The following is an 11,083-nucleotide window of genomic DNA, read 5'->3' on the forward strand; positions in this document are numbered from 1 at the left end:
ACCAAAGCCATTCACCTGGACCAAAACCGCCGAAGACATCCTCACCCGGGAACGACGCGCTCTTGATGCCCTCGATGAAATCAGGGGAAACCGGTAGCAAGCGTCAGATTCAGAACACTAGAACACCAATTAGAGTGTGAACGCCGCTAAGAACACCTGCAAGAGATTTCACTGATGGCAAGATTCCGTATGTTCATAGATGATACAGGCTGCGTGCGGGATGAGGCGACAAATCACCCTCAACGAAGATATGGCGGCATTGTAGCCGTAATTTTTGATATTGAGTATCTTCGCGAGTTTTTTGAGCCTGGGTTTGATAAGTTGCGAGAAAAGCACTTTGGAAGAAAGGCGGATGGTAATTTACCAATTTTGCATCTTCGGAAAATGAAGAATCCAAGTGAACATGGTCCATTCGCGTGTTTGAAGGATGCGGAAAAGCGCGAGGCGTGGGAGCGGGATTGCATGAGCATGTATCGCCGAGCGCAATATAGCGTCGTGGCTGTAGGGATTGATAAAGTCGCCTTTTATGCGCAACATGTTGGTTGGCAGGGTAGTATTTACGAAATACTCGTGGGGAACGCAATCGAGAGGTTTTTCTATTTCCTGCGTGGTCGCGGGACGGGTGACGTAATGGCAGAGGCTACAAACAGCCAGTTGGATCAGCACTTGAAAGGCTTATACTCAAAGTTTTGGGAGTCTGGGGCGGACCACATATCTGCTGAAAACCTTCGTTCCGTGCTATCACCAAAAGAAATTAAGATAAAGCCAAAGTCTCAAGATATAGCTGGTCTGCAACTTGCGGATCTTTTGGCGAGCACCTGTTTTTCGCACTGCAAGAAGATTTATGCTGATGGACCATCATATGATCCATTCGCGATGTCCGTCGCGGAGATGATTGAGCGCGAGAAATTCTATCGAAATCCCGCTACACACGATCCACATGGATATGGACGCGTGTGGCGGCCATCTTAAAAGCTAAGCGGCCCCGGAGGGCCGCCCAAGCATTGCCGCTTGTCCCTCCACCTCAGCGACGGATTACCGTAACAGTAGGGCTCAATGGCGATTCTGTCAAGAGAATCAGCCACTTCCTGTCGAAGCTATTGATTGCCAAGCGTAGGGTGTGTGCCCACGCAACACCACGCTCCTCGCCGCATGACGCCCACCGGCGTTTCCGCTATCCCCCCATGCCCGACCTCACCTGCTTCCTCACCGCCCAATCCACCACCTTCCCCACGGCGCTGGCCGAGCTTCGGGCGGGCCAGAAGCTCAGCCACTGGATGTGGTTCATCTTCCCGCAACTGGCCGCCCTGCAACCGTAGCAAGCGTAGGGTGGGTGCAAACCCACCACCCATCGCGCGGAATAACGCCGCCCTGCTTTTCTGCTATCCTGGAACGCTGCCCGACCTTACTCGCGTCCCCCCCCCACCGCCCGGCACCCGTAGCGCGGCTGCCAACCCACCACGCCCGGCCAACCCACCACGCTCCCGCATTGCCCACCCACGCCCCGCGCCCTAGAATCACCGGGAAAGCAAAGGGGGGGTCCATGTCGGCCGTCACGCTGATCGTTCTCTATCTCGTCACCGCGATTTTCTTTCGCGCCGTCGATGCGGTGATGCTGACCAAATTCATGCGGCCGCTGTTCGAACGCTATGTCGGCGACTGGCTGCTCGACAGTCCGCGGCTGGGCGCGGCGGCGGTGTTCTACCTCGCCTATGTCGCGGGGCTGGTCTATCTGGTCTCGCGCCCCGCGCTGGCGGCGGGCGATCCGATGCAGGCGCTGGTGCAGGGCGCCATCCTCGGCGCGATGGCCTATGGCACCTATGAATTCACCAACTGGGCCACGCTCAGGAACTGGTCCGTGGTGCAGGTGATGGTCGACACCACCTGGGGCGCTGTGCTGACCGGCGTCTCGGCCTGGGTCGGCGTGACGGTGGCGCGGGTGGTCGCCTGAGCGGTTGCACCGGTTGGCGTGCGGCCCGTCAACCCGGGCCGCCGCCGGAAAAAGGTCCGATGGAATTCCGATGAAAGTCCGATGGAATTCCGATCCGGCGGAGTCAGAGCAGCCGCAGCTCGCCCGCCGATTTCCGCCCGTCGCGGCCCTCGATCATCTCGAAGGCGACCCTCTGGTTGTCGGCCAGCCCGGTCAGCCCGGCGCGCTCCACCGCCGAGATATGCACGAACACGTCCTTGCCGCCGTCATCGGGCGCAATGAACCCGAAGCCCTTGGTAGTATTGAACCATTTCACGGTGCCGGTGGGCATCGTCATCCTCTCCATCTTCGGTTTCCGCCCCTGCGGAATTGCCGGGCGCGGGTCACAGCCAAGTCTTCCAGTCTTCCGGCTGCCCCGAAAGAGGAGCGGTCGCCCAGGTCGTCTGCCGTCACAGGGCGAAAGCATGAGGGACAAATCAACCCAAAATCAAGTGAAGTTTACAAGGCCCCTTTTCCCCCATACTGCACCGAAAAGGAGTCACGAATGATCGTTTACGGCTTGAAAACATGCGATTCTTGCCGAAAGGCCCGCGCCGCGCTGAAGGCCGCGGGCCACCCCGCAGAGCTGCGCGACCTGCGCGAAATCCCGCTCAGCCCGGCCGAAATCGCCCGTTTCCTCACCGCCTTCGGCAATACCCTCGTCAACCATCGCTCGACCACCTGGCGCGCCCTGCCAGAGGCCGAGCGTGCGAAAGATCCGACCGCCCTCCTGGCCGCCCATCCGGCCCTGATGAAGCGCCCGGTGATCGAGGTGGACGGGCGGCTGTACCTGGGCTGGGACTGCGCGGTGCAGGAGGAACTGCTTGGCAAGGCCGCGCCGGGCGCCTAGATCGGGCCGAGACAGGCAAGGAGTCGATCAATGCGCAACGCCGCCCTGACCCTTGGGGTGATCGCGGGCCTGCTGGGCCTGATCGTGGGCTTTTTCGGCTATGGCTACACCGTCTTCATCGAAAGCTTCGGCGAAATCGGCGATCTGGCCCGGCAGGTCGACAACCCCGAGCGCACGCGCATCATCTCGCTTCTGGCGCCGATACTGGCGATTGCCGGGGGCGCGATGGCGCGGGCCCAGAACGTCGTGGGCGGGCTGATGATGCTGGTGTCCTGCGCGGGGATGTATTGGGGCTTTGGCTTCAACGTCTTCACCATGTTCCCCATCGCGATGTCCGGTCTGGGCGGCGTGCTGGCGCTGGCCGCCCGCCGCCCGGACCCGGCCTGAGATCAGGCCAGATCGGGGGGCAGGGCGGCTGCTGCGAGCTCTGCCACCACCTCGTCCAGCGCCATGCTTTGCGTGCCCTTTTCGCCCAGCCGCCGCACCGACACCGTGCGCTCGGCGACCTCGCGTTCGCCGATGGCCAGGATCACCGGCACCTTGCCCACTGAATGTTCGCGCACCTTGTAGTTGATCTTTTCGTTGCGGATATCGGCCTCGGCCCGCACGCCCGCCGCGGTCAGCCGTGCCACGACCTCGCGCACGAAATCGTCCGCACCCGACACGATCGAGGCCACCACCACCTGCCGCGGGGCCAGCCAGAAGGGCAGTTTCCCGGCGAAGTTCTCGATCAGGATGCCGATGAACCGCTCGAACGAGCCCAGGATCGCGCGGTGCAGCATCACGGGGCGGTGCTTGGCGCCATCCTCGCCGATATAGCTGGCCTCCAGCCGTTCGGGCAGCACGAAATCCACCTGCAGCGTGCCGCATTGCCAGTCGCGCCCGATCGCGTCGGTCAGCACGAATTCCAGCTTGGGCCCGTAGAACGCGCCTTCGCCCGGGTTCAGTTCGTAGGCATAGCCCGCGGCTTCGGTCGCGGATTTCAGCGCGGCCTCGGCCTTGTCCCAGACCTCGTCGCTGCCCGCGCGCATCTCGGGGCGATCCGAGAACTTGACCCGGAACTTCTCGAAGCCGAGATCGGCATAGACCGCACTCAGCATCGCGATGAAGCCGCGCGTTTCCTCCTCGATCTGGGCCTCGCGGCAGAAGATGTGCGCGTCGTCCTGGGTGAAGCCGCGCACCCGCATGATGCCGTGCAGCGCGCCCGAGGGTTCATAGCGGTTGCACGACCCGAATTCGGCCATCCTTAGCGGCAGGTCGCGGTAGGACTTGAGCCCCTGGTTGAAGATCTGCACATGCCCGGGACAGTTCATCGGTTTCAGCGCATTGACCGATTTCTCGCGCGCGTGCTCCTCGTCCACCTCGACGATGAACATGTGTTCCTGGTACTTTTCCCAATGGCCCGAGGCCTCCCACAGGCGGCGGTCCACCACCTGCGGCGTGTTCACCTCGACATAGCCATGCGCATTCTGCCGCCGCCGCATGTAGTCCTGCAGCGCGGTGTAGATGCGCCAGCCGTTGGGGTGCCAGAACACCTGGCCCGGTGCCTCTTCCTGCATGTGAAAGAGGTTCATCTCGCGCCCCAGCCGCCGATGGTCGCGTTTCTCGGCCTCTTCGAGGAAGGTCAGGTAATCCCTCAGATCCTGCCGATTGCGGAACGCCACGCCATAGATCCGTTGCAGCATCGGCCGACTGCTGTCGCCCCGCCAATAGGCGCCGGCCACCTTCATCAGCTTGAAGGCGTCGGCGGGCACCTGGCCTGTGTGCTGCAGGTGCGGGCCGCGGCACAGATCCTGCCAGTGGCCGTGCCAGTACATCCGGATCGGCTGGCCCTCGGGGATCATGCCGACGAGTTCCACCTTGTAGGGCTCGTTGTTGGCCTCGTAATATTTCACTGCGCGGTCACGGTCCCAGATCTCGGTCGTCACCGGATCGCGGCGGTTGATGATCTCTTTCATCTTCGCCTCGATCTGGCCCAGATCCTCGGGGGTGAAGGGCTCGGCCCGGTCGAAGTCGTAATACCAGCCGTTCTCGATCACCGGGCCGATGGTCACCCTCGCGTCAGGCCAGATTTCCTGCACCGCGCGCGCCATGATATGCGCCAGGTCGTGGCGGATCAGTTCCAGCGCGGGGGCGTCGTCCTGCATCGTGTTGATGGCGATGGCCGCATCCTCGGCGATGGGCCATTGCAGGTCGAAATGCTGCCCGTTCACCTGGGCCGAGATCGCCTTTTTCGCCAGCGAGTTGGAAATCGAGGCGGCGATCTCGGCCGGGGTCGTGCCGGCCGGATAGCTGCGGTGATTGCCATCGGGGAAGGTCAGCGTGATCTGGCCCATTGCGTCCTCCTCGTCGGTTTGGCGCCCACGGAACGCCCGGTTGCGGGTTATGTCGCGCCCCTGATGAACCCGGGCGTTGGGCAAGTCAAGACGGCGGGGCTGCGTAGGGTGGGTGTCAACCCACCGCCTGCCTCCGCCGCCCTCAGTCCAGTTCTGCCAGCCGGGCAAGCGCCGCGCGCAGCTTGGCGGCCTCGTTCTGCCTGGCCTCGGCCAGGTCGCGGGTTTCCTCGACCACGTCTTCGGGGGCGCTTTCGATGAATTTGGGGTTGTTCAGCCGCCCCGTCAGCCCGGCCAGGTCCTTTTCGAGCTTGGCCACGCTTTTTTCCAGCCGGGTCCTTTCGGCGGCGACGTCGACGATGCCAGCCAGCGGCAGGGCAAGGCTTGCGCCCTCGATAGCGATGGTCACGCAGCCCTTGGGCAGATCCTTGACCTCGCTCAGGCTTTCGATGCGGGCCAGCTTGCGGATCAGGGCCTCGTTGCGCTCCCATGCGGTGCGGGCGGCGGGGTCGATCTGGGTGGAAAGCATCGGGATCTGGGCGCCTGCGGGCACGCCCATCTGGGCGCGGGCCGAGCGGATTTCCTCGATCAGATCAATGACCCAGTTCATCTCGCGGTCGGCCTCGGCGTCGATCAGTTCGGCGCCATAGGTGGGCCAATTGGCGTGGACCAGCATCTTTTTGCGGGTGGCGGTGGTGGTCCAGAGGTCTTCGGTGATGAAGGGCATGATCGGGTGCAGCAGGATCAGGCACTGGTCCAGGACCCAGGCCATCGTGGCGCGGGTTTCCCTTTGTTCTTCGGGACTTCCGTCCAGAAGCAAAGGTTTGGAGAACTCGACATACCAGTCGCAGACCTTGCCCCAGACGAAGCCGTAAAGCGCGTTGGCCGCGTCGTTGAAACGGTAGTTTTCCAGTGCGTCGTCAACGGCTTGGCGGACTTTTGCGGTTTCGCCGATGATCCAGCGGTTCACCGTCTGACTTGCATCGGGTTTGCATCGGACTTCCATCGGACTTTCGTCGGAAAACACGCCGTTCATTTCCGCGAAGCGGGCGGCGTTCCAGAGCTTGGTGCCGAAATTGCGATAGCCCGCGATGCGGCTGGTCGAGAGCTTCAGATCGCGGCCCATCGCGGCCATGGCAGTCAGCGTGAATCGCACCGCGTCGGCGCCGAATTCATCGATCAGGTCCAGCGGGTCGAGGACGTTGCCCAAGGATTTCGACATCTTCTTGCCCTTCTCGTCGCGGACAAGGGCATGGACATAGACGGTGTGGAAGGGGACCTGGTCCACCACGGCAAGCTGCATCATCATCATCCGGGCGACCCAGAAGAAGATGATGTCGAAGCCGGTGATGAGCACATCGGTGGGGAAGTATTTTTGCAGTTCCGGCGTGTCCTCGGGCCAGCCCAGCGTGCCGATGGGCCAGAGGCCGGAGGAGAACCAGGTGTCGAGAACGTCGGGGTCGCGCCAAAGAGGCAGGGTGTTCTGACCGTGGCGATTGACCCAATCCACCATGGACGCAGATGAGAGCGGACCTTCCACGAGCGAGACGATATGTCCGGTCTCGGAATAGTGCAGCATCGCGAGTTTCTGTGCTTCCTCCGGGCTGGAGGCACAGAACATTTCCGTCTCCGACCAAGATATGCCGATTAGGCCATCCGTGCCCCTGCGAACCTTCGGCCCATGCCACACCGGAATCTGGTGCCCCCACCAGAGCTGGCGGCTGATGCACCAGGGCTCGATGTTTTCCAGCCAGTGGAAATAGACCTTTTCGTGCTGCTCGGGCAGGATCTTCGTCCGGCCCTCGCGGACGGCGGCCAGCGCCGGTTCCACGATCTTGGCCGTGTCCACGAACCACTGGTCGGTCAGGTAGGGTTCGATGGCGACCTTGGAGCGGTCGCCATGGGGGACCATGTGGCGGTCGGGGTCGATGCCGTCGAGCCAGCCATCGTCGCTGGCCTCGTTGATGATCGCCTCGCGCGCGGCGTAGCGGTCGGCGCCGTCCAGACGCTCGATGGCCTTGGCGACGAGGTCGGGGTCGCAGCCTTCGGCAAAGTCGCGGTTGTCCTTCAGCCACATCGTGGCGCGGGTTGTCATCACGTTGATGGCGCGCAGGCCCGTCCGCTGGCCGACCTCCCAGTCGTTGAAATCATGCGCAGGCGTGATCTTGACCGCGCCGGTGCCCTTTTCCGGGTCGGCATATTCGTCGGCCACGATGGGGATCGACCGGCCGCAAAGCGGCAGGCGGACGGTCTTGCCGATCAGGTGGCGGTAGCGCGGATCCTCGGGGTGGACGGCGACGCCGGTATCGCCCAGCATCGTCTCGGGCCGTGTGGTGGCGACAACAAGGTAATCGCGGGTCTCGAAGGCGGTCGCGTTCCCGTCCCCGTCGAACTCGATGGGGTGCTGGTAGGTTTCACCGTTTTCCAGCTTGTAGCGCAGGCGCCACATCGCGCCATCGACCTCGACCTGTTCGACCTCGAGATCGGAGATCGCGGTCTCGAAATGCGGATCCCAGTTCACCAGTCGCTTGCCGCGATAGATGAAGCCCTTGTTGTAGAGATCGACAAAGACCTTGATGACGGCATCGTGGAAATTGCCCTCCTCGCCCGCCGGCGCCCCGGGCGCGCCCGACATGGTGAAGGCGTTGCGCGACCAGTCACACGAGGCCCCCAGCCGTTTGAGCTGGTTGATGATGGTGCCGCCGGATTGCTGCTTCCATTCCCAGACGGTTTTCAGGAACTCCTCGCGCCCCATCTCGCGGCGGCCGGGCTTGCCCGCCTTGGCCAGTTCCCGTTCCACGACCATCTGGGTCGCGATCCCCGCATGGTCCTGCCCCGGCTGCCAGAGCGTGTCGAAGCCGCGCATCCGGTGCCAGCGCACAAGGATGTCCTGCAACGTGTTGTTGAAGGCGTGGCCCATATGCAGGCTGCCGGTGACGTTGGGCGGCGGGATCATGATGCAGAAGGTGTCGGGGCGGCTGGCGTTCGCGCCCGCGCGGAAGCAGCCGGCCTTTTCCCAGGCGTCGTAAAGCCGGGCCTCGGCCTCGGCGGCATTGAAGGTCTTTTCCATCGGCATGGGGCGCGGGTCCTTCGGATCGGTTCGGGCTGGGCCGTGACTTAGCGAAAGGCCGGGGCAAGGCCAAGCCCCGGCGGGGCTGGACAGGAGCAGCATGGCCGCTATCGACCGCCCCGACAGCAGGGGGACGCGGGATGGACAGCAAATTCGGCCAGAGCCAGCCGGGCGGGTGGATCGAGGATCGCCGCTTCCTGACCGGACAGGGGCGCTATGTGGACGATATCGCGCCCTGTGATGCGCTGCATGCGCTGTTCCTGCGCAGCCCCGTCGCGCATGGCCGGGTCGCGGCGCTGGACGTGGCGGCGGCGCGCGCGGCGGAGGGAGTGCATCTGGTCCTGACGGCCGGGGATCTGCGGGCGGCGGGCGTGACGCTGGCGACGGTTCAGGCGATGCTGGCCGCCTTCACCCCCTTCCTGGCCGAGCGGTTGGGCGTCGATCCGGCCGATCTGGCCTTTGACGGCGAGACATTCCGCGCGCCGGGCTCGAACCTGACGCCGACTCTGTGCGAGGCGGCTGTGATGGCGCGTGCGGCGGGGCGGACAGATTTGCTGCGTCACCGCGCCGAATACCGGCTGCCGGGGCGGTCCTATCCCAATGGCGCCCATGTCGCTGCGGTCGAGATCGCCCCCGAGACCGGCAGGACCGAACTGGTGAAATACACCGTCACCGACGATTTCGGTACGCTGATCGCCCCACAACTGGTCGAGGGGCAGGTTCATGGCGGCATCGCACCGGGTCTGGGGCAGGTGCTGTGCGTGGCAGGCTGAACCCGGCCGCTGCCCCTTGGCACCGCCTGCCCCCGCGTGTAAGGCGACGCAAGCCCAAGGAGAGACCGATGCAAGGCAGCGCCAATCTCAACATCATGATCAAGGCCGCGCGCAAGGCGGGGCGCAGCCTCGTCAAGGATTTCCGCGAGGTCGAGAACCTTCAGGTCTCGATGAAGGGGGCGGGGGATTTCGTGAGTCGCGCCGACATGGCGGCCGAGAAGATCCTCAAGGAGGAATTGCGCGGCGCGCGGCCCAATTACGGCTGGCTGGGCGAGGAGACCGGCGAGGAAGCGGGCGAGGATCCGACGCGGCGCTGGATCGTCGATCCGCTGGACGGGACCACGAATTTCCTGCACGGGCTGCCGCATTGGGCGATTTCCATCGCGCTGGAACACAAGGGCGAGGTCGTCGCGGGCGTGATCTTTGACGCGGCCAAGGACGAGATGTTCGTCGCCGAAAAGGGCGCGGGCGCCTGGATGAACGACCGCCGCCTGCGCGTGTCGGGGCGCACGCGCATGATCGAGGCGATCTTTGCCACGGGCGTTCCCTTTGCCGCCAAGAAGACCCTGCCCGCCACCTTGCAGGACCTGGCCCGGCTGATGCCGCATTGCGCGGGCGTGCGGCGCTGGGGCTCGGCGGCGCTGGACCTCGCCTATGTCGCGGCGGGGCGCTATGACGGTTATTGGGAACGCGAGCTGAACGCCTGGGACCTGGCGGCAGGGCTGATCCTGGTGCGCGAGGCGGGCGGCATGGTCGGCCCGGTGCGCGAAGGCCATGACCCGCTGGTGCATGGCGATGTGATGGTCGCCAATGCCGCGCTCTACGAGCCCTTCGCGAAACTGATAAGAAACACTTAACGGCCCGCGGCCCGCCATCGTTCTGCCCCTGTCTCTGGCGAGACTCGCCGAAAGGATTCAGCAAGGGGTGCGCAAGATGGGCAGGGTGACGGTTTCGGCGGCCGGGACCGGATTTGGGGCGCGGTGCGCGGCCTTCCTGTCGGACGAGGACGGTGACGTGACGGTCGACTGGGTGGTGCTGACCGCCGCCCTTGTCGGCCTTTGCATCGGCGTGTTCACCTCGGTCAATACCGGACTTTACAAGATGGGTGAAACCGTGGGCGATGGCTTGAGCGGGGCCAAGGTGGCGCGGCTGGACACGGTGCTGAAATAACGCCTATCGCCGCCGCCTGACGGGCGGAATCGTGGTCGGGCGATAGCGTGCCTCGGGGTGCGGCGGGTGGCCATGGGTGCGCGCCCAGAAGCCCGGCCCGCCGCGCCGCAGCCAGAGCGGCAGGGTCAGGGCCAGCCCCGCGACGAAGCCGCCCGTATGTGCCCAATAGGCGACCCCGCCCGCGTCGCTGGGCGTCGAGACCCCCGCGAAGAGCTGCAGGCCGAACCATAGCCCCAGCATCAGCCAGGCGGGCACCGGCAGGATGCGGATGATGATGATCAGGAAGAGCAGGATATCGACCCGCGCCCTGGGAAACAGCAGCAGATAGCCCCCCATCACCGCCGCGATGGCGCCCGAGGCGCCGACCATCGGCACGGTGGAATAGGGCGCCGTCACATATTGCGCCAGCCCCGCGGCCAGTCCCCCGGCAAGGTAGAAGGCCAGAAAGCCCAGATGGCCGAACTCCTCTTCCAGGTTGTCGCCGAAGATCCACAAAAACAGCATGTTGCCGCCCAGATGCAGCAGCCCGCCATGCAGGAACATCGAGGTGAACAGCCCGTGCAGGTGCATCCCTTCGCTGATCGCGGCGGGGATCAGCGCCCAGTCCATGAAGAACCGGTCCAGCGCCACGGGGTTGGCGAAGAGGCCCCAATAGGACAGGAACACGATCACATTGGCCGCGATCAGGGCATGGACGACATAGGGCGTCGTGGTCGACGGGTTGTGATCGCGCAGCGGGAACATCGCACGGAGGTTAGCCGCCGGCGGCCGCCGGTCAAGCGGAACCGACCTGTGCCAGCAGCGCCGCATTCCCGCCCGAGGCGGTGGTGTCGATGCACAGATGCCGTTCATGGCGGGCATGGGCGGTATCGGGCAGGCCGGTAATCAGCGGGATCAGCGGGCCGCCCCGCCGCGCCA

11 protein-coding genes and 1 pseudogene are annotated in these 11,083 nt (G+C 64.3%); 8 read left to right on the forward strand and 4 right to left on the reverse strand.

Features of this window, described 5'->3' with window-relative positions:
• The first annotated feature begins 174 nt into the window (after window positions 1-174).
• From ENN83_RS08325 to ENN83_RS08335, 3 genes are all read left to right on the forward strand, one after another.
• The gene (locus ENN83_RS08325) at window positions 175-972 is read left to right on the forward strand and encodes a DUF3800 domain-containing protein (protein ID WP_287185899.1); all 798 of its coding nucleotides are present in this window, start codon (window positions 175-177) and stop codon (window positions 970-972) included.
• Window positions 973-1,184: 212 nt separating this feature from the next.
• Window positions 1,185-1,319 (forward strand): DUF1810 family protein, encoded by a 135-nt coding sequence (locus ENN83_RS08330; protein WP_287185900.1) that lies wholly within the window; start codon window positions 1,185-1,187, stop codon window positions 1,317-1,319.
• 224 nt (window positions 1,320-1,543) lie between these two features.
• Window positions 1,544-1,951 carry a DUF2177 family protein gene (locus ENN83_RS08335; protein WP_287185901.1) on the forward strand — a complete coding sequence of 136 codons (408 nt, stop codon included), beginning with the start codon at window positions 1,544-1,546 and terminating at the stop codon, window positions 1,949-1,951.
• A gap of 103 nt (window positions 1,952-2,054) precedes the next feature.
• Here ENN83_RS08335 and ENN83_RS08340 read toward each other — a convergent pair whose 3' ends face one another.
• Window positions 2,055-2,261, reverse strand: a complete 207-nt coding sequence (locus ENN83_RS08340; protein WP_287185902.1) for a cold-shock protein — start codon at window positions 2,259-2,261, stop codon at window positions 2,055-2,057.
• 213 nt (window positions 2,262-2,474) lie between these two features.
• On the opposite strand from ENN83_RS08340, the gene ENN83_RS08345 reads away from it, so the two are divergent.
• Both ENN83_RS08345 and ENN83_RS08350 read left to right on the forward strand, forming a co-directional pair.
• Window positions 2,475-2,819: an ArsC/Spx/MgsR family protein gene (locus ENN83_RS08345; protein ID WP_287185904.1), complete on the forward strand. Its 345-nt coding sequence runs from the start codon at window positions 2,475-2,477 to the stop codon at window positions 2,817-2,819.
• Between the two features lie 30 nt (window positions 2,820-2,849).
• On the forward strand, window positions 2,850-3,206 hold the full coding sequence (locus ENN83_RS08350; RefSeq protein ID WP_287185905.1) for a hypothetical protein: 357 nt from the start codon (window positions 2,850-2,852) through the stop codon (window positions 3,204-3,206).
• A gap of 2 nt (window positions 3,207-3,208) precedes the next feature.
• On the opposite strand, the gene thrS is transcribed toward ENN83_RS08350, so the two are convergent.
• On the reverse strand, window positions 3,209-5,155 hold the full coding sequence (gene thrS / locus ENN83_RS08355) for a threonine--tRNA ligase (RefSeq protein WP_287185907.1): 1,947 nt from the start codon (window positions 5,153-5,155) through the stop codon (window positions 3,209-3,211).
• 142 nt (window positions 5,156-5,297) lie between these two features.
• Window positions 5,298-8,228, reverse strand: a complete 2,931-nt coding sequence (locus ENN83_RS08360; protein ID WP_287185909.1) for a valine--tRNA ligase — start codon at window positions 8,226-8,228, stop codon at window positions 5,298-5,300.
• 134 nt (window positions 8,229-8,362) lie between these two features.
• Here ENN83_RS08360 and ENN83_RS17130 point away from each other — a divergent pair.
• The 3 genes and pseudogenes from ENN83_RS17130 to ENN83_RS08380 all read left to right on the forward strand — a co-directional run.
• Window positions 8,363-8,980 (forward strand): annotated as a pseudogene (locus tag ENN83_RS17130) (molybdopterin cofactor-binding domain-containing protein); the annotation flags it as partial.
• A gap of 83 nt (window positions 8,981-9,063) precedes the next feature.
• The gene (locus ENN83_RS08375; protein ID WP_287185910.1) at window positions 9,064-9,852 is read left to right on the forward strand and encodes an inositol monophosphatase family protein; all 789 of its coding nucleotides are present in this window, start codon (window positions 9,064-9,066) and stop codon (window positions 9,850-9,852) included.
• A gap of 76 nt (window positions 9,853-9,928) precedes the next feature.
• Entirely contained in the window at window positions 9,929-10,165 is a 237-nt protein-coding gene (locus ENN83_RS08380) for a hypothetical protein (RefSeq protein ID WP_287185912.1), read from the forward strand.
• Between the two features lie 3 nt (window positions 10,166-10,168).
• Here the strand turns inward: ENN83_RS08380 and ENN83_RS08385 are convergent, their stop codons facing one another.
• Window positions 10,169-10,909: a rhomboid family intramembrane serine protease gene (locus ENN83_RS08385; RefSeq protein ID WP_287185914.1), complete on the reverse strand. Its 741-nt coding sequence runs from the start codon at window positions 10,907-10,909 to the stop codon at window positions 10,169-10,171.
• Window positions 10,910-11,083 lie beyond the last annotated feature (174 nt).

This window comes from Rhodovulum sp., assembly GCF_011048875.1.
Lineage (GTDB): Bacteria > Pseudomonadota > Alphaproteobacteria > Rhodobacterales > Rhodobacteraceae > Rhodovulum > Rhodovulum tesquicola.